At 65.2% G+C, this 26260-nt stretch carries 21 protein-coding genes; 12 read left to right on the top strand and 9 right to left on the bottom strand.

Going from position 1 to position 26260, the window contains the following annotated elements:
• Positions 1-343: 343 nt before the first annotated feature.
• Genes CI41S_RS37525 through CI41S_RS37515 form a run of 3 tightly spaced genes read left to right on the top strand, consistent with a single transcriptional unit; the run spans position 344 to position 4675 of the window.
• A complete protein-coding gene (locus tag CI41S_RS37525) occupies positions 344-1390 on the top strand; it encodes an HlyD family secretion protein (protein ID WP_139864072.1) in 1047 nt (348 codons plus the stop codon).
• Positions 1387-3711 carry an ABC transporter permease gene (locus tag CI41S_RS37520; protein WP_139864071.1) on the top strand — a complete coding sequence of 775 codons (2325 nt, stop codon included), beginning with the start codon at positions 1387-1389 and terminating at the stop codon, positions 3709-3711. The genes CI41S_RS37525 and CI41S_RS37520 overlap by 4 nt, the downstream gene beginning before the upstream one ends.
• On the top strand, positions 3704-4675 hold the full coding sequence (locus CI41S_RS37515; RefSeq protein WP_139864070.1) for an HlyD family secretion protein: 972 nt from the start codon (positions 3704-3706) through the stop codon (positions 4673-4675). Before CI41S_RS37520 ends, CI41S_RS37515 begins: the two co-directional genes overlap by 8 nt.
• 33 nt (positions 4676-4708) lie before the next feature.
• Here CI41S_RS37515 and CI41S_RS37510 read toward each other — a convergent pair whose 3' ends face one another.
• Positions 4709-6340, bottom strand: coding sequence for an ATP-dependent acyl-CoA ligase (locus CI41S_RS37510; protein WP_139864069.1), 1632 nt, complete (start codon positions 6338-6340; stop codon positions 4709-4711).
• Between the two features lie 164 nt (positions 6341-6504).
• Between CI41S_RS37510 and CI41S_RS37505 the strand changes: the two genes are divergently transcribed.
• Positions 6505-8127 (top strand): AMP-binding protein, encoded by a 1623-nt coding sequence (locus tag CI41S_RS37505; RefSeq protein WP_139864068.1) that lies wholly within the window; start codon positions 6505-6507, stop codon positions 8125-8127.
• 204 nt (positions 8128-8331) lie between these two features.
• Here the strand turns inward: CI41S_RS37505 and CI41S_RS37500 are convergent, their stop codons facing one another.
• From CI41S_RS37500 to CI41S_RS37475, 6 genes are all read right to left on the bottom strand, one after another.
• Positions 8332-9486, bottom strand: coding sequence for an ABC transporter substrate-binding protein (locus CI41S_RS37500; RefSeq protein WP_139864067.1), 1155 nt, complete (start codon positions 9484-9486; stop codon positions 8332-8334).
• Positions 9487-9514: 28 nt separating this feature from the next.
• Positions 9515-10297 carry a cyclase family protein gene (locus CI41S_RS37495; protein ID WP_139864066.1) on the bottom strand — a complete coding sequence of 261 codons (783 nt, stop codon included), beginning with the start codon at positions 10295-10297 and terminating at the stop codon, positions 9515-9517.
• Positions 10298-10329: 32 nt separating this feature from the next.
• Entirely contained in the window at positions 10330-11571 is a 1242-nt protein-coding gene (locus CI41S_RS37490) for an SDR family NAD(P)-dependent oxidoreductase (RefSeq protein ID WP_139864065.1), read from the bottom strand.
• The gene (locus tag CI41S_RS37485) at positions 11568-12746 is read right to left on the bottom strand and encodes a thiolase family protein (protein ID WP_139864064.1); all 1179 of its coding nucleotides are present in this window, start codon (positions 12744-12746) and stop codon (positions 11568-11570) included. Before CI41S_RS37485 ends, CI41S_RS37490 begins: the two co-directional genes overlap by 4 nt.
• 26 nt (positions 12747-12772) lie before the next feature.
• The gene (locus CI41S_RS37480; protein WP_139864063.1) at positions 12773-13573 is read right to left on the bottom strand and encodes an aspartate/glutamate racemase family protein; all 801 of its coding nucleotides are present in this window, start codon (positions 13571-13573) and stop codon (positions 12773-12775) included.
• 493 nt (positions 13574-14066) lie between these two features.
• The gene (locus CI41S_RS37475; protein WP_139864062.1) at positions 14067-14891 is read right to left on the bottom strand and encodes an alpha/beta fold hydrolase; all 825 of its coding nucleotides are present in this window, start codon (positions 14889-14891) and stop codon (positions 14067-14069) included.
• Between the two features lie 81 nt (positions 14892-14972).
• On the opposite strand from CI41S_RS37475, the gene CI41S_RS37470 reads away from it, so the two are divergent.
• The 7 genes from CI41S_RS37470 to CI41S_RS37440 all read left to right on the top strand — a co-directional run bounded on the left by CI41S_RS37470 (position 14973) and on the right by CI41S_RS37440 (position 22650).
• The gene (locus tag CI41S_RS37470; protein WP_139864061.1) at positions 14973-16133 is read left to right on the top strand and encodes an ABC transporter substrate-binding protein; all 1161 of its coding nucleotides are present in this window, start codon (positions 14973-14975) and stop codon (positions 16131-16133) included.
• 21 nt (positions 16134-16154) lie between these two features.
• Positions 16155-17198, top strand: coding sequence for a branched-chain amino acid ABC transporter permease (locus tag CI41S_RS37465; RefSeq protein ID WP_139864060.1), 1044 nt, complete (start codon positions 16155-16157; stop codon positions 17196-17198).
• Complete coding sequence (locus CI41S_RS37460) at positions 17195-18964, top strand: branched-chain amino acid ABC transporter ATP-binding protein/permease (RefSeq protein WP_139864059.1); 1770 nt, start codon at positions 17195-17197, stop codon at positions 18962-18964. The genes CI41S_RS37465 and CI41S_RS37460 overlap by 4 nt, the downstream gene beginning before the upstream one ends.
• Positions 18961-19674, top strand: coding sequence for an ABC transporter ATP-binding protein (locus tag CI41S_RS37455; protein WP_139864058.1), 714 nt, complete (start codon positions 18961-18963; stop codon positions 19672-19674). Before CI41S_RS37460 ends, CI41S_RS37455 begins: the two co-directional genes overlap by 4 nt.
• Positions 19675-19979: 305 nt before the next feature.
• Positions 19980-21452 (top strand): amidase family protein, encoded by a 1473-nt coding sequence (locus tag CI41S_RS37450; protein ID WP_139864057.1) that lies wholly within the window; start codon positions 19980-19982, stop codon positions 21450-21452.
• A 34-nt stretch (positions 21453-21486) separates the two neighbouring features.
• Entirely contained in the window at positions 21487-22068 is a 582-nt protein-coding gene (locus CI41S_RS37445; protein WP_139864056.1) for a TetR/AcrR family transcriptional regulator, read from the top strand.
• Positions 22069-22188: 120 nt separating this feature from the next.
• Positions 22189-22650 carry a DUF4440 domain-containing protein gene (locus tag CI41S_RS37440; RefSeq protein ID WP_172628354.1) on the top strand — a complete coding sequence of 154 codons (462 nt, stop codon included), beginning with the start codon at positions 22189-22191 and terminating at the stop codon, positions 22648-22650.
• 321 nt (positions 22651-22971) lie between these two features.
• On the opposite strand, the gene CI41S_RS45450 is transcribed toward CI41S_RS37440, so the two are convergent.
• Complete coding sequence (locus tag CI41S_RS45450; protein WP_430650067.1) at positions 22972-23811, bottom strand: class I SAM-dependent methyltransferase; 840 nt, start codon at positions 23809-23811, stop codon at positions 22972-22974.
• Positions 23812-24219: 408 nt separating this feature from the next.
• Positions 24220-24414, bottom strand: coding sequence for a hypothetical protein (locus CI41S_RS37430; RefSeq protein WP_139485700.1), 195 nt, complete (start codon positions 24412-24414; stop codon positions 24220-24222).
• Between the two features lie 1221 nt (positions 24415-25635).
• Between CI41S_RS37430 and CI41S_RS37420 the strand changes: the two genes are divergently transcribed.
• Positions 25636-26260: transposase (locus CI41S_RS37420; RefSeq protein ID WP_139864053.1), on the top strand; the 625-nt coding region annotated here is incomplete at its 3' end.

Here is a 26260-nt window from a genome sequence, read left to right as displayed (position 1 = left end):
AAACAAACAGCCCGGCAGCTTACCGGGCCGTTATTTATTGACCATCCGGTCGGATAATTCCACGCCGGATACGGAATAGCGCCTCTGTTGCTCCGTCGCGGCTCAAGGGCGGTTTTGTCGATGCTGTTATTCGGCCAATAGCGGCGATCGTGAAATTCTACAATCTGACCGGGCAGTACTCGATGTGCACCATTTCAAACAGATTGCCGGCCGGCTGTCCGCACCGGCCATGAATTTGTCCGTTTGAGCAAATCGAGCAGGCCGGCGCGGCGATGTTGGACAGCGCTTTACAATCGGGCCATAGTAACTCGCTATCCTGGTCATCGACCAAGCGGAGCGAGCCATGGACGGACAGACCCCGGGTAACGAGATCCAACCCACGTCCGAGGCGCCTCCCGCACCAAGAGAGCATACGCGCACGCCGGCCATCATCGTCGGGATCGTTGCGCTGGCCGTCGCTGCGCTTTCCATCTTCTATCTGCTGCGACCCGAACCGCTGCTGGTTCAGGGCGAGGTCGACGCGACGCGGCTGGACATCGCCGCGCGCGTCGATGGGCGGGTCAAGGAAATTCCTGTCGAGCGTGGCCAGAACGTGCCTGCAAACGCCATGCTGGTCCGGATCGACAATCCGGAAACGCTGGCCAAGATCGAGCAGATGAAGGCGGCAAAGGCCGTCGCCGAGGCCCAGCTTGCCAATGTGCTGGTCGGAACGCGGGTCGAAACCGTCGCTGCGCGCAAGGCGGAGATGGAGCGCGCGCAGGCCGCGGTGGAACTGGCGCAGAAGACGTTTGACCGCGTGCATACATTGACCGAGCAGGGCAACGCGCCGCAGGCCCGGCTCGACCAGGTGACCGACGCGCTGCACGAGGCCGAGCGCGGACTCGATCAGACCAAGTCGGCCTATGAGCAGGCGGTCAACGGCTACACCAAGGAAGAACGAGCGATCGCCAAGGCCAATGTCGAGAAGGCCGAAGCGGACATCCAGAGTGTTCAATCGGTCATCGATCAGCTCGCGGTCTACGCCCCGGTCGCCTCGCAGATTTATCAGCGCAATGTGGAGCCGGGTGAATATGTGTCGCCGGGCGTGCCGCTGGTGACCTTGATCAATCTCGCCGATCTCTGGATCCACTTCGACCTGCGCGAGGATCTGGTGAAGGGCCTGAAGGTCGGCGACAAATTCGATGTCCGGATTCCGGCGCTCGATGACCGCCGCGTCACCGTCGAGGTCAAGCTGATCGCGACCAAGGGCGAATATGCCAGCTGGCGGGCGACGCGCGCCACCGGCGATTTCGACCTGCGGACATTCTCGATCCGCGCCTACCCGGTGCAGCCGATACCCGAGCTGCGGCCGGGCATGAGTGCCTATCTCGACTGGCGGACGCGGCAATGAGGCTGGGATCGAAGCCCGGATTCTGGCGGGTCGCACTGCGCGAAAGCCGCTGGCTGCTGCACGATCGCGTGGCGCTGCTCTTGATCTTCGGCGTGCCGCTGTTTGCCTTCGTGGTGCTCACCACGGTGTTCAGCCACCCGGTGATCCGGGGGCTCGGCGTCACGGTGGTCGACGAGGACAAGTCCGACACCTCGCGCGCGCTGGTGGAATACATCGCGGCCTCGCCGAGCCTGAACATCGTCGACCGCTCCGGCACGCTGTCCACGGCGGTGCAGGACATCCGGTCCGGCAAGGCGATTTCGGCGGTCTATATCCCGCCGAATTTCGAGCGCGACGTCAACGCGCAGCGCCGCCCGCAGGTGGTCGGGTTCTACAACCAGCAATTCCTGACGGCGGCCGGCATTGCGTCCTCAGGCTTGAACGATGCGCTGTCCGCGGCGGCGCGCGTCGCCGCGCCCGCTGCGAGCGCGGCGCCTGCGCCGGCGTCCGTGGGAACGCTCACCGCGGAGACCATCGCGCTGGTCAACCCGCAAAAGAACTATGCGCAGTTTCTGCTACGCGCGCTGCTGCCGACCATCATCCATGTCGTGATCACGCTCGCAGCCGGCTATTCGGTCGGCTCCGAGTTCCACCGGCGCAATGCCCGGGAGTGGCTGGACAGCGCCGGCGGCGATCCGCTGGTCGCGCTGGCCGGCAAGCTCGCGCCGCTGTTCGTCATCTTCGTCCTGGTCATGCTGGCCGAGCCGCTGGTGCTGGAGGGAGTGCTGCAAATCTCCTTCAAGGGTGACCTGCTGCTGATGGTCGCCGCCGCCTCGCTCTTGATCATCGCCTATATGTCGATGAGCGCGCTGCTGCAGCTTCTGGTCAGCGACCTCGCGACCGGGCTCGGACTTGCCGGCCTGATCGCCTCGCCGGCATTCGGATATGCCGGCGTCGGCTTTCCCACCATCGCCATGAACGGCTTCGCGCAAGTCTGGAGCGCAATCCTGCCGCTGCGCTGGTACATGGCTGTGCTGCTCGGACAGGCGGCGCGCGGATTGCCGGTCGCGGAATCCGCCGTTCCGTTCGCGGCACTCGCCGCGCTCACGATCATCTTCGCCGGCCTCGCCTGGTGGCGGATGGCGAGCCTCAAGCGCAGGGGCTGGTTCGAGGCGGCGCGGCCCGCCGAACCGGCCGAGAGCGAGCAGCCGGCGCGCGGCATCGGCGGCGCCTTCATGGCGGAGTGGCGGCGCGCGCTCGGAACGCGGAGCGCCTTCACTTTGCTGTTCCTGGCTCCGCTGATCTACGGCATCTATTATCCGCAGCCCTATCTGAACCAGATCCTGCGCAAGCTTCCGATCGCGGTGGTCGACAACGATCTGAGCGACCTCTCTCGCCAGATCGTCGAGACGCTCGATGCCAGCGGCACATTGAGCGTGACGGTGCGCGCCCGCACGCTCGCCGAGGCGCACGCCGCCATCGATCGCGGCAAGGCGTTTGCCGCGGTGGAGATCCCGCCGGGCACCGAGCGCGACGTGCTCAAGGGCATCACGGCGCACATTCCGGTCTACGCGGACGGCACCTATCTCTTCATCTTCCGATCGACCGCGAGCGGGATCGCCACCGCGATCGGGTCGCTGACCTCCGATCTGGCGGCACGGGGCGCGCGCTCGGACGGCAGCATCGTCAAGGCGAAACTGGCGAGCATCAGCCCGGCCGGCGTTCTGCTGCAGCCGATCTTCAACCCGGTCGGCGGCTATGCGAGCTACATCGTGCCCGCCGCATTCATCCTGATCTTGCAGCAGACGCTGCTGATCGGCGCGGCGATGCTGACCGGCACCGCGCTGGCGGCCGGCGGCGGAGCATTTAGCGGCGTGCTCGGCCGCGGAGTCGCGCATCTGACCATCTACCTGCCGGCGCTCGCGCTTTATCTCATCGTGCTGCCGCGCATCTACGGCTTCTCGACGCTTGGCCACCTGCCACAGATCTTCGCGCTCGCAAGCATCTTCCTGCTGGCGACGAGCTTCTTGGGGCAGGCAATCGGCGCCTGGTTCACACGTCCGGAAAACGCGACCATTTTGCTCCTGGCCACCAGCCTGCCGCAGTTCTTCACCGCCGGCTTTGCCTGGCCGCGCGAAGCGATTCCCGACGCGGCCACCGCGCTGGGACGGCTCTTCCCTGCCGACGCCGCGATCGATGGCCTGGTGCGCATCAACCAACTCGGCGCCAGCATCTGGGAGGTCGCGCATGACTGGCTCGGCCTGTGGTGCCTGGCGTTGGCCTACTTTGCGCTCGCCGTGATCTCGGCGTTTGCGATCAAGAGAGGACGGGCACATGCATAGGGGCAACCGCGTCGCGATCGCTGCGCTGCTGCTGGCGCTCGCCGCCGGCGCCGTGATCTATTCGGTCAATCGCTCCGGAGCGCCGTCGGCGATCGTCGGCGTCGTCCGCTCGACTGAGATCAGGGTCGAGCCGGAAGTGAACGGCCAACTTGTCTCGATCGCGGTGACGAAGGGCAGCCGCGTGCAGGCCGGCGATGTGCTGGCGAAACTCTCCGCGGTGGAGTTGACGGCGCAGCTCGACCAGGCGCGCGCGGCGCTGGCCTCGGCGGTTGCGAGCCGCAACAATGTCTATGCCGGCGTTCGCCAGGAGCAGGTCGAGTCGCTGAAGGCGGCGATCGCCAAGGCAACCTCCCGCCTCACCTTTGTGGAGGTCCAGCTCACCCGGGCGAGCACGCTGGCACAGCAGAGCTTTGGCACCCAGCAGGCGCTCGACGAGGCCGAGAACGATGTCGCGGGCGCCCGCGCCGACGTGGCCAAGGCCCAGGCGAACTACGACGCCGCGGTCGCGGGTCCGACCAAGGAAGAACGGGCGATCGCCGACGCCCAGGTGCAGGCCGCGGCGGCGGCCGTCACCGTGCTCGAGCGCCGGCTGGACAAGATGATCCTGCGCGCGCCGGCCGACGGCGTGGTCAGCGTCGTCGCCGCCGAGGTCGGCGAGAACGTGCGCGCCGGACAACCGATCCTGATGGTCGAGGCGGCGGGCAAGCAATGGCTGTCCTTCAATGCGCGCGAGGATCATCTCGGCGGCCTCACGATCGGAAAGGCGGTCGACGTGACGCGCAACGGTGCGTCCGGCGCGGCCCGGGCCGTCGTCACCGAGCTGCGGCCGATCGGCGTCTTCGCCACCTGGCAGGCCGAGCGGGTCATCGGCGATCACGACCGCAACACGCTGCGCCTGCGGCTCGACCCGCAGGGCGACGCGGCAGCGCTCGAGCCGGGCATGACGGTCTGGATCCCGCGCTGACGGCACGCGGCGGCACGGAGCGCGCGGGACCTCTCAACGTCGTACGACGTATCCCGCGGCGTCGCGGTCCCAGGTGTCGGCGGTTCGTCCGGCCTCGCGCAACGCAACCTTGCGGATCTTGCCGTTCTCGGTGAGCGGCATCTCGCTGACGATGCGGACAAAGCGCGGAATCGCGAAGTAGGCCATCTGCCCCTCGCAATGTTTGACCACGTCGATCGCCTCGAGCGCATGACCGGCCTTGACCTGGACGGCTGCCGCCACTTCGTCCTCGCCAAGCTCCGACGGCAGCGGATAGATCGCGCAGGCGGCGATCGCTGGATGTTTCAACAGCACCTGCTCGACCTCCCAGGACGACACGTTCTCGCCGCGGCGTCGGATCGAATCCTTCATCCGGTCGATGAAGCGGTAGTGACCGTCGGCATCGCGCACCACGCGGTCGCCGCTGTGAAACCAGAGATTTCGCCAGGCCTCGACCGTCTTGTCGGGCATGCCGAAATAGCCGGTCGAGAATGCAAACGGCTCGCGCGCCCGCAGCAGCAATTCGCCGGCTTCGCCATCGGGCAGCACGGCATCGTCGGGATCGACGATGCAGGCATCCACGCCGTCGACGAGACGGCCCATGGTGCCGGGGCGGTCCGACGGAATTGGGCTTGCGAACACGAAATTGGTTTCGGTCGAGCCATAGCCGTCGAGCAGCGGTACGCCGAAGCGCGCAAGAAACGGTTCATGAAACTGGCCGGGCACGCCGCCACCGAGCGCGACGCGGAGGCGATGTGCGGTGTCGTCGGCGGATGATGGCTGCGCCAGCAGCATCACGGCCATCGCGCCCAGGAGATAGCCGACCGTCGCCTGATGCCGCCGCGCTGCGGCCCAGAAGCCGGACGCCGAGAATTTCGGCTCGAGCACATAGCTGCTGCCGTTGAGCAGCGCTTGATAGAACGCGTTCAGCGCATTGGTATGAAACAGCGGCAGCGTCGTGAACAGCACGTCGCCCTCGACGATACCAAGCGCGCGCGCCGAATAGACGCCCCACCAGAACATCTGCGCCTGCGGGCAGCAGACGCCCTTGGAAGGTCCCGTCGTGCCTGAGGTATAGAGAATGGCGACCGTATCGCCGGGGCGCACCGGCGCGGGCTCTGCTCCCTCGCCGAGGGCAGGCAGTGGCACGATCGAACCCGGCACCGATGGAGCATTACTGCCCTCGCCGATCCTCCAGATCAGATCCGGCGGTGCGACGTCGCGCTCCAGCGTAGCGATCGCCGCCATGAACGGCGCCTCGATCACCAGCAGTTTGGGCGTCGAATTGCGCAGGATGTGGCTGAGCTGGATGCCGCGCAGCGCCGTGTTGATCGGAACGCAGACGGCGCCCATCCAGGCGCAGCCGAGATACACTTCCAGAAATTCCGGCCGGTTCGAGCACATCAGCGCGACGCGGTCGCCGGTGCGAATTCCAGCCCGCATCAGCCGCGCGGCCGACGCCGCGGCAATCCCGGCGGTCTCGGCATAGCTCCAGCGCGTGTCGCCGCAGACAAGGAGCGTGCGATCGCGGTACCGCGCCGCCTGCCGCGTCAGGATGGTGGAGAGGATACGGTCGGCCGGCGGGAACCGCTCGGCCGCCTGCGGCCAGACCGGCTGCCCCACCGCGCTGCTGTCGCCAGCCTGCATGCACGCCTCCACAGCTGCGCCGCGCCGATATGCCGAGATCGCCACTGGCCAGCAAAATAGTTTAGGCTTAAAGTATCAACCAAAGCCGCGGCCACGGCAAGGGCTGCGTACAAGGCCGCCGCCCGACGAGGCGGCCGGAGGCATCAACAGGAGCACTGCCCGCAATGCGCCGCGACATTCCCTATCGATCGCCCTCCGATGCCTTCATGGCCACCGCCGCACGGCGCCCCGACGCGCCGTTCCTGCTCGCGCCCGCGGCCGCGGGACTGGCTTACGCGCCCGACGGCTTCAATTTCGCCTATGGCGCGTTCAAGACCGAGGTCGACCGGTTGCGCGCGGACTATGCGGCCGCGGGCTACGGACATGGCGCGCGCGTTGCGCTGCTATTGGAAAATCGCCCGGTGTTCTTCCTGCACTGGCTCGCTCTCAATGCGCTCGGGGTTTCGATCGTGCCGATCAATCCCGACGTTCGCCCCGACGAGCTCTCGTTCCAGTTCGAGCTGTCGGAGGCCGACCTGCTGGTGGCAACGCCGGATCGCATCCACGTCACGAAGGATGCGAACCTGGGACGCGCCCGCCTGATCGACACCGATGGCCGCATTCCGTCATGCGCGAGCAAGGTCACGCGGCAGGCGCCGGAATTCAACGATGAATGCGCGCTGCTCTTCACCTCCGGCAGCACCGGCAAGCCGAAGGGCTGCATGCTGTCGAACCGCTACTTCCTGCAGGTCGCCGACTGGTACCTCGCGCAGGGTGGCGTCGCCGAGCTGCAGCCGGACCGCGAGGTCAATCTGACGCCGCTGCCGATGTTCCACATGAACGCGCTCGGCTGCAGCGCGGTCGGGATGATGCTGCTCGGCGGCGCCGTTGTGCCGCTCGACCGCTTTCACGCCAACCGCTGGTGGCAGTGCGTGGCCGAGAGCGGCGCGACCGTCGTGCATTGTCTCGGCGTCATCCCGGCGATCCTGCTGCAGCTGCCGGTGACCGAGGTCGAACGGCAGCACCGCGTGCGCTTCGCCTTTGCGCCCGGCGTCGACGTCCGCCACCGCGCCACCTTCGAAGAGCGCTACCGCATTCCGATCGTCGAGGCCTGGGCAATGACCGAGACCGGCGGCGCCGCGGCCACCACCACTGCGCGCGAGCCGGCCGGCTTTGGCGCGCGCTGCGTCGGCCGGCCGTCCGACGGCATGGACTATCGCCTGGTCGACGATCAGGGTGCCGACGTCGCGCTCGGCAAGCCCGGCGAGCTATTGGTCCGCGCCAAGGGCGATGCGCCGCGCGCCGGCTTCTTCAGCGGCTACCTGAAGGACGAGGAAGCGACCGAAGCCGCCTGGCAAGGCGGCTGGTTCCACACCGGCGACCTCGTGTTCGCCGACGAAGACGGGCTGATGTATTTCTTCGACCGCAAGAAGACCATCGTCCGGCGCAGCGGCGAAAACATCGGCGTGCTCGAGGTCGAAAGCGCGCTCTACATGGATACGCGCATCGGCAGCTGCGCGGTGACGCCGGTTCCCGACGAGATTCGCGGCGAGGAGGTGTTCACCTTCATCGTGCTGAACGCGGCGGTCGACGACGCCGAGGCGCTCGCGAGTTCGATCGTCAAAACCTGCGCCGAGCGCCTCGCCTACCACAAAGTGCCCGGCTATATCGCCATCGTCGACGAGTTGCCACTATCATCGACGCGCAAGCTCGCCCGCGGCGAAATCAAGACGCTCGCGGCCGCGGCGGTTGCCGCGGACCGCGCGATCGACCTGCGCCCGCTCAAGGCCAAGCTGCGCCACGGCTGAGCCGCTTTCGCTTCACCTCTCCCCGCCTGCGGGGAGAGGTCGGATCACATCGAAGATGTGATCCGGGTGAGGGGGAGCCTCCGCGAACACCGCTCTTGCCGTATACGCGGAAGCGGCCCCTCACCCCAACCCTCTCCCCGTAAGAACGGGGGAGAGGGAGCACAGCACCGTCGCGTTCGCTATCAGGCCTAACCTCACTGCACGCTACTGCAGCAGCTTGTACTTGCCGTTCTCGATCTGCACCAAAATCCGTGCGCGGTCGTCGACGCCATGGCGATCGGCGGGCGTGTAGGTGTAGATGCCGTGCGTGCCGACCACCTCCTTGGTGGTGAACAGCGCCTCGCGCAGCGCGTTGCGGAACGCCGGCGTGCCCGGCGCGGCGCCGGTCGCCTTGGCGCGCCTGGCGGCGTCCATGAACACCAGCCAGCCGTCGAACGCATAGGGTGAGAACGCATCGGCGGGCGGCTCGCCATTGGCCTTTTCATAGGCGGCGCGGAACGCCAGCGCGACCTTGCGGATCGGATTGCTTTCGGGAAGCTGCTCGGCCGCCGTCACCGGGCCGGTCGGGCAGATGATGCCCTCCGCCGATTTGCCGGCGAGCCGCAGGAAGTCGGCGCTGATCATGCCGTGATTGCCGTAGAGCGGGCCCTTGTAGCCGCGCTCGGCGAGCGCGATCACCGGCAGCGCGCCGGGCGTTCCAGTGCCGCCCAGCATGATGGCATCGGGCCGCGCCGACATCGCGCGCAGCACCTGCGCGGTAACCGAGCTGTCGGACCGCGCATAGCGCTCGTTCGCGGTCACCTTGATGCCGGCCTTGTCAGCGCTGTCCGCCAGCGAATTGTACATCAGATCGCCGAACGCATCGGAGAACCCGATGAAGGCGACCGTCTTCACGCCGCGGCTCTTCATGTGATTGACGATGCCCTGCACCAAGAGCGGCGTCGGCTGCGGCGTCTGCACCACCCACGGGCCGCCCTCGCCGGCCGGCACCGGTGCGATCGGCGAGATCGCCACCATCGGCACCTTCATCTCGACCGCGACGGTGGCCATCGCCAGCGTCTGCGGCGCGCCCGACGTGCCGATCAGGAAATCGACCTTCTCCTGCTCCACCAGCTTACGCGCGTTGCGCGTCGACGCCGCCGGGTCCGAGCCGTCATCGAGCTGGATGACGCGGACCTTCTCGCCGTCGACCTCGCCGACATAGGCCTGGCCGGCCGCGAGCCCCTTGGCGTTGGGCACGCCGATCGAGGACACCGGCCCGCTCAGCCCGGTGACGAAGCCGACGAGGATGTCCGCGCGTGCCGGCGCCATGACGCCAAGCAGCAACGCGGCGCCGATCAACAAAGTCTTCTTGTTCATGATTTCACTCGATATGGACGATAAGGACTTAAGAACCCGCCACCAGCGCCAGCACGCGCAGCGGACTGCCCGAGCCGTTCTGGATCTTCAGCGGTGCGGCAACAATCACCGCGCCGGTCGGCGGCAGCTGATCGAGATTGCACATGCATTGCAGGCCGTAGCGACCGCCGCCGTGCAGGAAATGGTGCGCCGGATAGGGCGGATCGAGATGGCCGGCCTGGCCGGCATCGGTGCCGATGGTCTCGGTGCCGAAGCCGATCACGCCGCGCTCCTCGACCAGCCAGCGCATCACGGCGGCGTCGGGCCCCGGCGTATGCGCGCCGTCGTCCTTCAGGTTGGCGTAGTCGCGCCAGCCCTTCTTCGACCAGTCGGTACGCAGCAGCACCCAATGCCGCGGCGGAATTTTTCCGTGGCGCTTCTCCCAGGCCTCGACGATGGGAATCGACAGCAGGAAGTCCGGATCCTTTGCGGCCTCGGCCGAGCAATCGATCACGCAGGCCGGCGCGATCATGTCGCGGACCGGCAGCGTGTCGACCGAATTGTTCGGCAAATCCTTGCCGGTGAACCAGTGAATCGGCGCGTCGAAATGCGTGCCGGTGTGCTCGCCGAAGGTGAGATTGTTCCAGTACCAGGCCGGCCCGGCGGCGTCGTATTGCGAAATCTTTTGGATGCGCACCGGCGCGGCCTGGCCGAATTCGGGCGGCAGCACGATGACGGGGAAATCGGGACTGAGCGTAAAAGTTAGGTCGACGACGCGCACCGCGCCCGAGGCGACGGCGCCGGCAAATTGCATCAGGCTGTTGCTGTCCATGGCGCTTCTCCCGTTTTGTTGCAGCACGCTCGTTATGTGCCGAGCTCGCGCTCGACCGCCTTGGGGTTGGCCGCGAGGCGCTGGCGGATTTCCTCGGCGACGTCGCCGACGAACACATCCTCGAGGCCGCGCTTCAGCGCCGATACGATCGCGCTCGCGACCGCGCGCGGCGCGACTTTCGGCGGCGGCACGGTCTGGAACCATTCAATATCGAGCGGGCCGGTGAAGACATTCACCACCTTGACGCCGCCGGGCCTGAGCTCCGCGCGCAAACTGTGCGACAGCGACAGCACCGCGGCCTGCGAGGCCGAATAGGCGCCGAACGCCGGCCAGTTCGCCAGCGCATAGACCGACAGGATATTGACCCAGGCGGCGGAGCTGTTGACGCCGTCGGCGCCGCGCATTCGCATCGCCGGTCCGAACGCCTGCGCCAGATGCACGAAGCCGAGATAGCTCTGGTCGATCTCGTCGCGCACCACGCTGGAGCCCTGGCGATCGAGCAGCCCGCCGGCGCGGACATGCTCAGTCGTGTTGACGAGAATATCGACCTTGCCGCCGATATCGGCCGCGAGATCCCTGACCGACTTCTCGTCGCCGATGTCGAGCGGCACGATCTCGACGCCATCGAGCGCGCGCAGCGCCTCTTCGCCGCGGAACGGCTTCCACGGCTCCGCGACGCCGACGAACACGATCGATGCGCCGGCCGCCTTCAGCGCGGTCACCGCTTCCTGGCCGACGATGCTGCGCCCGTTCGTCACCAGAACGCGGCGGAATTTCGGATCGGCGGTCATCTCACGCCACTGCCTGTCGTCCGTCATGTTGGGGGTCTCACGTTCGGGGTGCGCGAAGGCCACCGCCTGCCCGCTCTTGTCGAGCTGAAACGACATCACGACCGGCTTGCCCTCTTCGCAATCGGCATGCAGGTGCGTCACCAGCTTCGGCCCGCAATCCATCGCGACCAGGCCGACGCGCCATGGCGCGCGCTCGCGGAAATGCACGTCGGCCGGCACATGCAGCGTGGTCTCGCTGAGCAGCGTGCCGCGCGGCGGCGCATCGACAAAGGCGAGATCGCAGGACAAGCAGGCGGGGCACGCATCGCGCGCCGGATAGCAGAACGCGGCGCAGGCGCCGCAGCGCTGCAGCATGAAGCGGCCTTCGGCGGCGGCGCGGGTGAAGCCGTGCGCGGTGCGGCTACGCGGCCGCGGCGGCGAGGTCGGCAGCCGCGTTCGCGCCAGCGGATTTTTCCGACGCGGTTTTGCGATCGGGTCGATCATGCGCCTGGCCCCGCGAGGATCGCCGCGCCCGAGGCGAGGCCGCGATCATAATTGATCATGCCGAAGCCCGACGCCAGGCCGACGCGTGCATCCTTGACTTGGGTCGGCCCGGCGATGCCAAGCACCTGGCGCATCGCCTCGACCACGCCGAGATAGGCGCCGCCGGCGCCGGCCTGCCCGACCGACAATTGGCCGCCGGAGGTGTTGTGCGGAAACGTGCCGTCGATCGTCAGATCGTGCTGCCGCACGAAATCCGGCCCCTCGCCCTTGCGGCAGAAGCCGAGGTCCTCGAACTGCATCATCGAGATCACGGGATAATCGTCATAGGTCTCGACGAAATCGAGATCGTCGGGCTTCACATCGGCCATCGCGTAGAGCTCGTCGACGTCCATCGCCCAGCCGCCGCGGACCTGGACCGGATCATCGCCGAACGCGTTGTGGCGCTCGATGGTGGCGAGGATTTTTGCCGCCGGCAGATTGAGCGACGCGGCGTCGTCCTCGCTCATCACCAGAAAGGCCTCAGCGCCGGCGCACGGCATCACGCAGTCGAACAGATGGATCGGGTCGGCGATCGGCCGCGCCGCCATGTATTGCTCGATGGTCAGCGGCGTCTTCATCAGGGCGTTGGGATTGCGCAGCGCGTTGGCGCGCTGGGCGACGGCGATCTTGCCGAAATCCTCGCGCCGCGCGCCGAACGTTTTCATGTAATTGCGCGCGATCAGCGCAAAGCTGGCATTGGCGCCGCCGGCGCCATAGGGATACACGGCGTCCTGGTTGAACCGCGAAAAATTCTCCAGCGTATAGCGGAACGAATCGACGTGGTTGGTGTCGCCGGCGACGCAGGCCACGATCCGCGCATCGCCCGCCTGCACCGCCCGCGCCGCGCGCCGCAGCGCCGCGATCGCGCTGGCCCCGCCAAGCGGAATGGTGTCGACCCAGCGCACGCACAGACCGAAATGCTGGGTCAGCCCGATGCCGCTGTCGAGGCCAGCCGTAAAACTCGACACGCAGAACCCGTCGATATCGCGCGGCGTGATCCCGGCGCCGTCGACCAGCGCTTTCAGCGCACGCCCGATCCACCATTGCGCGCTCTCGATCGAGTAGCGCACATAGGGGATCGTCACCGGAACTGCCATCACGACCCGGTCATAAGGTGTGCGGATGGAGTTTTGCATCTGACTGCGGGATTCCTGTCGTGGGCTCAGCGTGTCTTGGATTCGGCGATGGTCGTGTGCGCCACCGCCGCGCGAAAATCCTCGCGGGCGCGCTCGTTGGCGAGCGCGAAGCTCGGTCCGCGGCTCGGCTCGGTGCCGTTGAGGCGCCGCAGCTGCACCCACATTTCGGCGCTCTTCAGCGCGACCGCCGCGCAATTCACCACCGGCGCGTGGCCGATCTTGAAGCCATGCTCGCTCGCGATCAGCAGCCCCGGCAACACGCCGGCCGGGATCACGACGTCGGCGCCGCGATCGAGCAGCGGCTGCGCGCAGGCCGTGAAGTCGCGCAGCATGCGCGCTTTGGCTTCGGCATCGCCGGCGAACGCGGCGCTGAAATCCTCCGGCCGGCAGCCCATGCCGGTGACATGCGCGATGCGGCCGGCAAGGCCGTAGCGATCGGCCTGCTCGTAGTGCCAGACCTCGAAAGCAGAATCGAGCGTGACAAGGCCGAGACGGCGTCCGAGCTGCGACGCCGCGAGCAGCGTGGCCTCGCCGACGCCGGTCACGGGAATCGTCAGCGCCGAGCGCAGCTCATACAGTCCCGGATCCTGGAAGTGGCCCATCACATAGGCGTCGAAGCCGCGCTCCTGCGCCGCGAGCCCGTTGTCGACGGCCTGGATCGCGCAACGGAATTCGCTCAGGCGACCGAAGTCGCGATCGGCGGGCGTGATGCCCTCGACATGGACGCTGGTGCCGGGTGCGGCGATCTCGTTCAGGTAAGCGGCGAGCCGCGCCATGTAGGGCGCGCTCGTGGTGCGGTCGACGAAGCTCTGCCAGAAGATGCGCACAGCGGAAATCCTGTTCACAGGCGACCGTGCCGATCCTCGAACCGCCGAAGCCAGGGCTGACGACACACGCGAGCCTGTCGTTGCGAACGCGCGCCGCTGCAATGGCGGCGTCTCATCGACCGAAATATTTCAAGCACAAAATAATTTTGGCGTCAATCGAACGGCGCGCCGACGCGCCTCATGCATGAGCGGCAACGCTTTGCCGAAACGGCGAGCAATTGGCGCCTTTCCCTTTTGCACAAGCGAACGCAGCGCTTGCGACCGCGCGAAACTGCCGCAAACTTTTCTCGGAAACCGCGGAGTTGGCGTATTGACGTTCCGTCGGGAAATACTTTAGGCTTTAAACAATTGACGGGCGGCGGCGCTTCAAGGGGGCGCGCTTCGCGCCGATTGTTGCGTTGCCAAAGGTTCCTCAATCGTGGCTGAGATCATCGAGCTCGGAACAGCAGGTGCGACGGGCGGGTTCGCATTCGCCGCGATCGGATGCGGCGTCTCACGACCCGGCGACGTGACCCGCCACGAAATCGCGCACCAGGCCGGCAAATGCCTCCGGCATCTGATCGGGAAGCGGCACCATGCCTCCTGAGAGCTCGCGCAGGACACTGCCGCCGATCGCGCCAGCAACCTTCGGAGCCGCCGGATGAGCGTGCGGATCGTCTGTCGGAGCAATCACCAGCGTGGGGCATTGGATCTGCCCCAGACGATCCTCCATCCGATAGCGGTTCACCACGCGGTGGCCTTCCGCCGCCATGTCGCCGGCGCGCAGCGCATCGATCATGAAGCGCCGCAGCAGATCGGCGTTGCCGGCCGGATAGAACGGCTGCCGGCGCGCCCAGAGCTCGCTGAGATGGGCGCCGTCGCTGCGCATCTCGACATCGTCGATCACCCGCATGCTTTCGTGCTTGGCGCGACGCGCCGCATCGACGAAGGGACAGGCCGAGAGCACCAGCGCGTTCACCCGCGCCGGCGCGTGCGCCGCGATTTCCACCGCGATCGCCGCACCGGTGTGATGGCCGACGACCGCCGCGCGCGGCAATTCCAGCGCATCGAGCAGTGCGAGCGCGCCTTGCGCCCACAATTCGATCGAAGGCGGATCTGCCGGCCGGTCGGAATCGCCAAAGCCGAGCGTGTCCATGGCAATCGCGCGGAAATCGCGGCCGAGCAGCGGCAGCACGTCGCGATACTCGTCCCACGAGCGCGGCGTCTGGTGCAGCAGCAGAACCGGGAAGCCTGCGCCCGCCATGGCAACATGGATGCGGCCAAGGCGCGTCGCGACGAAGCGGCGCTCGATTTCGGAGCCGGCACGGCTGGCATTCATTTCACAACTCCTGTCGGTCCGATCCCGATCGATGCTGACATCTTGCCCAGCTAGCGGCTGTTTTCAACCAAGGGGAATGCAATGCGCAAGATCTTGAGTTTGACTGCACTCTCGACGGCTCTTTTGGCAGGCCTCGTCACGGCCTCGACCGCGCAGGCCGACATCACGGTCGGATTCGTGACATCGCTCAGCGGACCCGGCTCCTCGATCGGCATTCCCTATGGCCGCGGCATCCAGGCCGCGCTCGAGTACAAGAGCGAGGTGAATGGCGAGAAGATCAAGCTGATCCAGCTCGACGACGGCTCCGATCCGTCGGCTGCCACCCGCGCCGCGCGCAAGCTGATCGAGGAAGAGAAGGTCGATCTGTTGATCGGCACCGCGACGGCGCCATCGACCATCGCGATGATGGCGGTGGCGACCGAACTGAAGGTGCCGATGATCGCCGTCTCTCCGGTTACGGGAACGCCGAACCCGGCCGATCAATGGGGCATCTCCGTGCCGCAGCCCGCCTCGCTGCTGGTCAAGGTGGTTGCCGACCGCATGAAGCGCGATGCAATGAAGAACATCGGCTATATCGGCTTCTCCGACGCCTGGGGCGACCTCGTCTACAACGGCGCCAAGGCCGCCGAAGCCACCGACGACATCAAGGTGCTGACCAACGAGCGCTATGCGCGGGTCGATACCTCGGTGACCGGCCAGATCCTGAAAGTTTTGGCGGCGCGTCCCGATGCGGTTCTGATCGGTGGCTCCGGCACACAAGGCGCGCTGCCGCTGCTGGCGCTCGGCGAGCGCGGCTTCAAGGGCAAGACCTACGGCACCGTCGCGCTGGTCAATCCGGATTTCGTGCGCGTCGGCGGCAAGGCCGCGGATGGCATCCAGGTCTCCGCGGGCCCGGTGATCGTGGCCGAGCAGCTTCCTGACGACCATTTCGCCAAAAAACTCGCGCTCGAATTCCGCGCCGCGTTCCTGAAGGCCAACAATGTCCCGACCACCGACGGCTTCTCGGCCTATTCGTTCGACGGCTGGCGGATCTTCACCACCGCTGCGGAGCGCGCGCTGAAAACCGCAAAGCCCGGCACCGTCGAATTCCGCAAGGCGCTGCGCGACGAGATCCTCAACACCAAGGAGCTCGCCGGCGTGCACGCAATCTACAACTTCAAGGCGGGCGCCTATCACGGCGTCGACGAGCGCGCGCTGGTGATCGTCCGCCTGGTCAACGGCGCCTGGACCTACGAGCCCTAGCAATCAGGAACGGCCGAGAGCATGACGGCAGACATCGCAGCGATCCTGGCGATCGACGGAATAGCGACCGGGGCGGTCTACGCCCTGGTCGCGATCGGCACCGTGCTGATCTTCACCGTCACGCGGGTGATCTTCATCCCGTTCGGCGACATCGCCGCGTTCACCGCGCTGACCCTGGCGGCGCTCGACGCCAAGCAGCTTCCCGGAACGGTCGGGCTGGTCGTGGTGCTGGCCTGCATGGCCTGCGTCATGGAGGTCGGCTCGCTGGCCCGCGCCGGCGAGCTGCGCTCGGTGCCGAAGGCGATCCTCGGCTATCTCGTGCTGCCGCTCGCCGTGGTCGGGATCGTCTGGCTGACCATGCGCTTCAATCCGCCGATGCCGGTGCGAATCGTGCTGGCGCTGCTCCTGATCATGCCGATCGCACCGCTGCTCGACCGCATCGTGTTCCGCCCGATCGCGGATGCCTCGGTGCTGCTGCTGCTCACCGTCTCGGTCGCGCTGCACTTTGCGCTGGTCGGCCTCGGCCTGTTGTTCTTCGGGCCTGAAGGCGTCAGGACCGAACCCTTGACCTCGCTCGGCATGGAGATCGCCGGCGTTCACGTCTCCGGCCAGACGGTGCTGATCCTCGTGGCGGCGCTGGTGTTCAGCGGGCTGCTGTTGCTGTTCTTCGATTTCACCCTGCTCGGCAAGGCGCTGCGCGCCACCGCCTTCAACCGCACCGGCGCGCGGCTGATGGGCATCCGGCCGGCGCGCGCCGGCACCATCGCCTATCTCCTGGGATCGCTGATGGCGGGCGTCTCCGGCATCCTGATCGCGCCGGTCAATACGATCTTCTACGATTCCGGCTTCCTGATCGGCCTGAAGGCCTTCGTCGGCGCGATCGTGGGCGGCATGACCAGCTATCCGGGCGCCGCGCTCGGCGCGTTCGGCGTCGGCATTCTGGAAAGCTTCGCCTCGTTCCAGAGCAGCACGCTGAAGGACGTCATCGTCTTCTCACTGCTGATTCCCGTCCTGCTCTGGCGTTCGCTCGCCTCGCAGCATTCCGAAGAGGAAGTCGAGGAATGACCCCGACGCAGATCCACCTCATTGCGCTCGCCGTCATCGCCTGCCTGGTTGCGGCGCCGTTCGTGCTCAATCCGTTCAGCATCACCTTGCTGAACTATATCGGCGTCTATTCGCTGGCGGCGATCGGGCTGGCGCTGTTGACCGGGGTCGGCGGCATCGTGTCGTTCGGCCAGGCCGCCTTCGTCGGCGTCGCGGCCTATTCGACGGCGTGGGTCACCGCGCTGAACGGCCATTCGCCGTGGCTCGGACTGCTGCTCGCCGTGGTCCTGACTTGCAGCATCGCCGCGATGCTCGGCTTCGTGACGCTGCGCCTGCAGGGCCACTTCTTGTCGCTGAGCACGGTCGCCTGGGGACTGGCGATCGCGTTCCTGTTCGGCAACATCCAGGGGCTCGGCGAGCATAACGGCATTTCCGGCATTCCGCCGATCTCGATCGGCCCGATCGCGCTGGTCGAGAGCTGGCAGATCTATTTCCTGATCTGGGCCATCGTCGGCGCGATGCTGCTGCTCTGCTACAATCTCTTGGACTCGCGGCTCGGCCGCGCGATGCGGGCGCTGCGCGGCGGCAATACGTTGGTCGAGAGCCTCGGCATCAGCGCGTTCCAGATCAAGCTCATAACCTTCGTCATCGCCGCGTTCCTCGGCGCGCTGTCCGGCTGGCTGTTCGCCCATCTCGGCCGCTTCGTCAGCCCGGGCCCGTTCGATGCCAGCATGGGCATCGAATATCTGATGATGGCGATGGTCGGCGGCGCCGGCAGCGTGCTCGGCGGCGTGGTGGGGGCTGCGATCGTGACGCTGCTGAAGAATTCCGTGCAGGACTACCTGCCGCTGATCGTGAAAGGCGGCTCCGGCCAGCTCGAGATCGTCGTCTTCTCGGCGCTGTTCATTCTGTTTCTGCAGCGGGCGCGGCAGGGCATCGTGCCGTTCTTCGCCGGCTTCCTGCCCGACATGAAAATGTCGCGGCCAGAACCGGCCAAGCCGCTGCCGCGCCGCGAGCAACCGGCGCCGGGCACGCCGCTGCTCAAGGTCAGCGGCGCACAACGCCGGTTCGGCGGCCTGGTCGCGGTCAACAATGTCTCTTTCGAGGTGCGCTCTGGCGAGATCCTCGGCCTGATCGGGCCGAACGGCGCCGGCAAGACCACGATGTTCAACCTCTTGACCGGCGCGCTGCGCGTCAATGCCGGTGAGATCAAATTTGGGGGACGCTCGATCACCCATGAAGCGCAATTCCGCATCGCGCGATCCGGCATCTCCCGCACCTTCCAGCACGTCAAGCTGCGGCCGCGGATGAGCCTGCTCGACAACGTGCTGCTCGGCACCTATGCGCGCACCAGCAGCGGCCTGTTCGCCGGTGCCATGCGGCTGAACCAGGCTGAGGAAGCGAGCGCGCGCTACGAGGCCCTGCAGCAGCTCGAACGGGTCGGGCTCGGCGACAAGCCGTTCGAGCTCGCCGGCAATCTGCCGCTCGGCAATCAGCGCGTGCTAGAAATCGCCCGCGCGCTGGCCGCCGATCCGACGCTGCTGGTGCTCGACGAGCCCGCGGCCGGGCTGCGCCGCCAGGAGAAGCAGAAGCTCGCCGAGCTGCTGCGCTCGCTGCGCGCCGACCATTTGACCATCCTCTTGGTCGAGCACGACATGGAGTTCGTGATGTCATTGGTCGACCGCATCGTGGTGCTCGATTTCGGCTCAAAACTCTGCGAGGGCGGGCCTGCGGCGATCCGCAGCGACGCCCGCGTGCAGGAAGCCTATCTCGGGGGCGTCGCATGACCCGGATGCTGTCGATCGAGAACGTGTCGGTCGCCTACGGCAAGGTCGAGGCGGTGCGCAACGTCTCGCTGTCGGTCGAGCAGGGCCAGATCGTCACCGTGATCGGCCCGAACGGCGCCGGCAAGACTACCTTGCTGATGGCGGCGATCGGCCTGCTGCGCTCCACGGGACGGATGCTGTTCCAGGGCGCGGACCTCGCGAAGATCGACGTCGAGGGCCGGGTCGAGCGCGGGCTCTGTCTCGTGCCCGAGAAGCGCGAGCTGTTCGCCGACATGTCGGTCGCCGACAACCTGTTGCTCGGCACCTACAGCCTGCGCGATCGCTCGGCGACGCGACAATGCCTCGACGACGTGTTCGACCGCTTTCCGCGATTGAAGGAGCGCAGCAAGCAGGCCGCCGGCACGCTGTCGGGCGGCGAGCGGCAAATGCTGGCGCTCGGCCGCGCGCTGATGGCGAAACCAAAACTGCTGGTGCTCGACGAGCCGAGCCTCGGCTTGGCGCCTCTGATCGTGCGCGAAATCTTCCGCACCATCGCCTCGCTGCGCAGCCTCGGCGTCTCGGTGCTGCTGGTCGAGCAGAACGCCCGCGCCGCGCTGGAGACGGCGGATTACGGCTATGTGCTGGAGACCGGCGAGATCATCCAGTCCGGGCCTGCCGACACCCTGATCCACGACCCAAAACTGATCGCGGCCTATCTCGGCGGGCATTAGGGCCGGGCGCGGGACCAAACCCGCGAAAACAACCCCATGCAAAGTAGGGTTGGGGCCTCGCATCCGTCCGCACACACTAAATCTAGGGGGTGGAGTCGGCGCCATGACGCGCGCGGCGAGCCAAGACGCCGTCTGCCGACCATTGGCGGCCCTGTCCATCGCCTCCGCCGAACCTCACGCTCATGTGTCCAGAGAAGCTAGACACGGCCATTGCATTACGATCGTAATGTTATATTACGACCGTAATTACATGTTTCTGCCTGAGGGGCAGCGCGGATGCCGAAACAGCGCTTTGCGAGGACTTCATGAACGACACCATCGCCATTTCAGGCCATCGCGCACCGCGAGACGCCATGGATCCCTCCGCGCTGGGGCTTGCGGCCGCGGCAGCAGCCATTCGTCAGGGCGATATCGCGTCGGAAGCCTACACCGCGGCGCTTCTGGCGCGCGCTCGATCGCTGGCCGAACTCAACGCCTTCATCAGCATCGACGAGGCCGCCGTGTTGGAGGCCGCGCGGGATGCGGACAAGGCACGTGCGGCCGGATCGGCGGCTCCGCTGCTCGGCGTGCCGCTCGGGGTGAAAGACAGTTATCTGACGAAAGGGCTACCGACGAGCCTGGGTCTGGACAGCCTCGCCCACTTCGTGCCGCGCGAAGATGCGGACGCCGTCCGTGCCATCAAGCGCGCGGGCGCTCTGGTCTTCGGCAAGAACAACCTCGTCGAGATGTCCTACGGCCTGACCGGCCATAACGCACGTTACGGCCAGGTGAAGAATCCGCACAAACGAGATCACGTGTCGGGCGGCTCCTCGAGCGGCTCCGCTGCCTCCGTCGCCGCCAACATCGTGCCCGCATCCCTCGGAGGCGATACCGTCGGATCGATCCGGGTGCCGGCATCGTTCTGTGGTGTCGTTGGCTTCAAACCAACCACCGGACGTTGGCCGCGCAACGGCGTTGCTCCGATCTCCCATACGCTCGACACCACGGGCGTGTTCGCGCGCAGCGTCGAGGACTGCATTTTGCTGGATCAGGTCGTGACCGGTGAACAGGCGGCCGAGGTCTTCGACGGTGGTTACGATCTCAAGGGAGCCCGGCTGGCCTTCGCGCCGCGACAGTTCCTCGATCTTGTGGATTCGGAAGTCGAGACACGCTTCCGCGACGTGCTTAGGCGGCTGCAGGACACCGGCGCTGAAATCGTCGAGGTCGACCTTGGTGACGATTTCAACAGCCTCATCCAAACCGCGACATGGGGCATCTTCGCGCATGAGACGATGGGCGCAATTTCGGAATTCCTTCGCCGCCACGACGTTCCGACCACGTTCGAGGGGATTTACGAGGGGCTCAAACCCCAGCTTCGGCAGGCGTGGGGACACATCGTGCTGCCCGGCGGTGCAGGTGCTACCTCGGCAGAGGCTTATCAGACTGCGCTCAAGGTGAGCCGGCCTGAAATCCGGCGCCGTCTCGACACCGCGTTCGTCGCTCAAGGAGCGCAGGTCATTCTGCAACCGACCACGCCATGCACCGCGCCCTCGATCGAGGAGCAGGCGACCGTCCGGATCGCGGGGCAGGATGTCAGCTACCTCGCGCTGGCGAACCACACCGTCTCAGCGAGCAGCGTGGGGTTGCCGGGAATCAGTCTTCCTGTTGGCTTGTCTCGCGCCGGACTGCCGATCGGCCTCGAGCTTGACGCTTCGCCAGGGAGCGACCGAACGCTTTTGGTGCTTGCCCGCAAGCTCGAAGGCGTTTTGGGTACCACCGACCGCAATCTAGCGCCGTGACTCGGTAGCGAGACATTCGTGGAGTTGGCAGAAGATGCGTTTCGAGAAGGGTCACAAGCTGTCGACACGGCGGCACATTGTCGATGTGGCATCGAAGTGCGTGCGCCGGGACGGCATCTCCGCGACGGGGATTGCAGGGATCATGGGCGCGGCCGGCCTGACCAAAGGAGCCTTCTCTCCGCACTTCGAGTCCAAGGACGTGCTGGTTCGCGAGGCGCTGGCGAAAGCGCTGGGCGACCAGCAGCATTGCCTCGAGGAAGATCAACGCAAGGGCCTCGACCTCGAAGGCGCGATCCGTCGATACCTGAACCGCGCCCACCTCGAAGCCTCCGCCGACGGATGTCCCTCCGCGGCGCTGCTTCCGGAAATCGCCCGCCAGCCCCTGTCCACCAGGCAGGATTACGAGCAGGCGCTGCGAAGCTACGTCGCGACTCTGGCCGCGTTACTTCCCGGCGGAGATTCCGCAGATAACTGCCGGCGCGCGAGGGCCATCTTCGGCCTCATGGTGGGGACCCTGCAGCTTGCGCGGGCAGTGCCTGACTCGGCTGAAGCGCAACAGATCCTGGATGGAGGCGTTGCGGCCGCGCTGCATTTAGCGCGAGCTCCAACGCCTTGACGTGCGGGCCCGATTGCTGATGCCCGCTCCTGGCCCAAAACGGACATGCTAGTTCGGCGCTTCGGTGCTACACTACGCGCATTTTATTGTGCACATGTCTGTTTCAAAGGGAGGCTAATCATGCAGTTTTTTCCAGGATTTGCATCCGCCGCGCTCTCACTGAGCATTGGATTGTCGTTTGCTTCCGGTGCATTGGCCGAACCGAAGGCGGAGGTAGCCGCTGCCACATCAGCATGGGGACAGGCACTTGCAGATCCCGAAAGAGTTTCATCGCTTTATTCGGACGGGGCAGTGCTTTGGGGAACGTTGTCGCCGACCATTCGGTCTGGCCGGGCGGCGGTACAAGATTATTTCGCAGGCGTTGCAAAGGCGCTGCCCGACTTCAAGGTCACATTCGGAGATCAATTGATCCGTGTCTACGGAAACGCGGCGGTCAACTCGGGCTACTATACGTTCTCCTGGGTCAAGGACGGGGAGACGAAGAGCTTGCCCGCGCGTTACAGTTTCACGTATGTCAAGGATGGTGATCGCTGGCTCCTCGTGGATCATCATTCCTCAGCGTTGCCGTCACCTCCGAAATAAGTTCGTCCAAGGCAGGCGAACGGTGAACGTTGCGATGTCTCCCTGTGGCCCGTTGCTGACGTGCATGGCGAACGCCGAGATGTCCGCTTTCTGAGGCAGCAAGCGTAGCCCGCATGAGCAAAGCGATATGCGGGTCACGAACTCCCGCATATCGCTACGCTCATGCGGGCTACCGGCTGGCTGAAACCGTCGAAAATGACCCACAGCCGATGGTCCCCTTGGCCATCGTAACGTCGGCTTAATGAGAAAGAGCGGACGCGGTTCGGTTCAACCATCAAGGGCGGCCATTTCCCCATAGCCGACCCTTGGCTTGAGCACCCATCAAGTCGATCGCTGGCCGGAGCCAATTTTGAACGCGATAGGCAGCGTCAGCCCATGGGCCGATTTGTAGACCTTAGCGCGATGTTCGAAAGCGGTTCGGATCAAGTCTTGAGTTGCCTGGTCTTGGTACCTGATGACAGCGCCAGTTAGAACGAGGCTGCCCAACCCACCTCGCCAAAGAGTTTCCGTGTCGGGAACGAAAAAGGAGGCTGTGTGCTCGGTGACCGACACCGCCGTGAGCCCAGCTCCGTTTAGCAACCGAAGAAATTCGCCCGAATCGGAGAAACGAAACACATCGTGTCCCTGTGGGACGTCCTTCGGTACCGTTACTCCGATCTCGGCAACGGCTTCACGGAACAGGCCTTGGATTCGCTGGCGCGCCGGATCATCCCACCAAGCGAACGCGATGCGTCCGCCTGGCGCCAAGGTTCGGACGCACTCTGCGACAGCAAGTTCCGGCTGGGGAAAATGTCCAAGCCCAAAGGCGCAGACCACCGCGTCGAACATGTGATCGAGAAATGGGAGATGTTCTACGTCTGCCTCACGATATTCTATGCCAGGATGCAGTTGGTGTGCCAGCTCTACCATCCGTGGGGACAAGTCAACGCCCGCAGCGCGCGCGCCGCGCTTTGCTGCCTCTGCCGCAAGAGCACCGGGCCCGCTCGCGACATCCAGCAGATTTGTGCCGGGATGCAAATGTACGGCGTCGAGAAGCGGCTCGGTAGCTAGGCTGGTCACCGCTGCAAAAAATTCGTGATAGCTCCTTGCCAAAGCGTCATGACCTCGGCGTTCGAAAGCACGCAGTCGTTCGGCGCTGTTCAACAATCCTTCTGAAGACATGATCATTACCTCTTCTGGACGATCCATCCCCAAAACCGCATCATCATAACAGCTCCGGCGGGCGGCAGCATCCTCGGCGTCCGGAGTGGCCCATAGCGGACGTTCCGCATGACCATCGGGAACGTCGGCTCTTCAAGATGAACCGGAAGTCCCATGGCAAGCGTAGCCCGCATGAGCGAAGCGATATGCGGGGTCACGAACTCCCGCATATCGCTTTGCTCATGCGGATCTACGGGCTGGCTGCTGGGGCGTTTGCTCATAAACGGCGGCTTCCATTCATAAAGCGGAAGTCGCCCAGTTCGCCGTCATCGTCAGCTTATGTCCCGAAGCTGGTCAACGAACTCGCACGTGACCAAACGAGAAAAACCCCGCCGAAGCGGGGTCTTGATGCAATCTAGCTGGCAAGTATTAGCCTTTAGCCATGCACTCTTTGACATACGCGCGCTTCTTCGAGAGGTGAAGGCCCTGCGCGGAAGCTTCCTTCTTGCAAGCCTTCTGTCTCTTTAGCCACTCGGGGTTCTCCGTCGCTCTTCCTGCAAGTGCCGGTGTCGTGACGACTACCGCGAGCGCTGCTCCGGCTGCGATAATGGCAATGTATTTCATGAAATCTCCAGAGGTCTGATGCAACAAGGACCATGTTAAGTACGCTGCTCGCGAAGGCAATGTAGAGGACGCTCAAAGTATCATCAAAGCAGTTCGCTGTTTGAACAAGGAGAAGGCGGTGTGACGAAGTAATATGCAACGATGCGCTGCCTTTCCCTGGTTGATCTTCATACCCACGTTCTGGTCGTCCACACGACCGAAAGCTGGCTAGCCGACGGCCGCACCTGAAAGCTGCGCCGGACGTGTCGCCCTGACTTCCGCTTGTGGCCCGTACCCGACCTTTTTCTGAGAAGGTTGCGATTTCCGCTTTCAGGAGGGACGCCGGCCATGGTCAACTGGTCGCCGTGGTCGGCTCGTGACCCGAACCTGAAGTAAGCTCGAAATAAACAGTCTCTGAATTGCCCGTTCGGCTGGGGTTCAGATCAACCTTTTAAGGTCTCGTCCAGGAACCGAAAGTTAGTGAACACATAAACGTAGTTCCCAGTCGGGATCCGACACCACGCCGCTCCGTAATCTACGCACAATGGAGGAGACGCTATGAGGAAGTTTCTTATTTCGGCTATGCGCAAGTATGCGTTCGGCGCCGCAGCAGCAATTGCTCTTTTCGTAATTCCGATCTCCGCCTTTTCCCAATCCATTGAGTTTGGACCGGGAGGCGTCCGAGTGTACGACGGTCGAGGGGGTGGGCAATGCGAGGAATTGCGGCGTGCCTGCGAAAACAAGGACATGTTAGGGGAGCGGGGCGAAGGAAATTGCCGCAGATACCGGGAGACTTGCCAAAGACCAGTTCGGAGGGATGTGTGCGGCGAACTGAGACAAGCCTGCCTCTACAAGAACGAGTTGGGCGAACGAGGCGAAGGAAATTGCCGTAGGTATCGCGAGACTTGTAGAGGTCGCATGTAAGGTCGCCAATGTTCGACGTTGCCGAGTGGTCGGCACCGCTCGGCACCGACCCATGCACCTGTCGTCGCGAGGGCCGCCACAGTTGGCGGCCTCGTTCATGTCCGGCTGAGATGTCGCCTATTGGCCCATAGCCGACGTTCCGCATGGCCATTGGGAATGTCGGCTTTCAAGATGAACTGGAAGTCCCGTAGCAAGCACTCGGCGCGAGCTCCATCGCCTTGAGGCGTGGCCCCAACTACCGATGTCCACTTGTGACCCTGGCTGTGTGAAAACGCGGTGCCGCGGTTATGATTCTCCCGTGATTCTAGGGAGAAATTGATGGGTCGCTTCGTTGAAGAGGCGGATCGCGGGCAATGGACGCTATTGCCCGAATGCCTCGATGATTTCATTGACGAGAGCAACCCCGTTCGCGTGATCGACGCGTTTGTCGATGCGCTCGATTTGGCTGAGATGGGCTTTGAGGGGGTGGAGCCGGCGGCAACGGGTCGACCGTCGTACCACCCCTCGGTTCTCTTAAAGCTTTACATCTATGGCTATCTGAACCGGGTGCAGTCGAGCCGACGGCTCGAACGAGAGTCCGGCCGCAATGTCGAGGTGATGTGGCTGCTGGGTCGGCTCGCTCCGGATCACAAGACGATCGCGGATTTCCGCAAGGACAACGGCCTGGCGCTCCGCAAGGTCTGTGCGCGCTTCATCGAGCTCTGCCGAGAGATGGGGCTTCTCGCGACGTCGAGCGTCGCCATCGACGGCAGCAAGTTCAAAGCGGTGAACAACCGGGACAGGAACTTCACCCGGGCGAAGGTGGAGCGGCGGCGTGCTCGGCTCGAGGAGAGCGTCGCGCGCTATCTGAGCCAACTCGACACCGCCGACCGGCAGGAGCCGACGGAGGCGCTGGCTGCGAAGGTCACGAGGCTCACCGAGAAGCTGACAAAGCTGAGGGAGG

This window comes from Bradyrhizobium ivorense (assembly GCF_900696085.1).
Taxonomy (GTDB): Bacteria; Pseudomonadota; Alphaproteobacteria; order Rhizobiales; family Xanthobacteraceae; genus Bradyrhizobium; species Bradyrhizobium ivorense.
The sequence above is the reverse complement of the archived record's forward strand: the minus strand, read 5'-3'. Positions and strand labels throughout refer to the sequence as shown.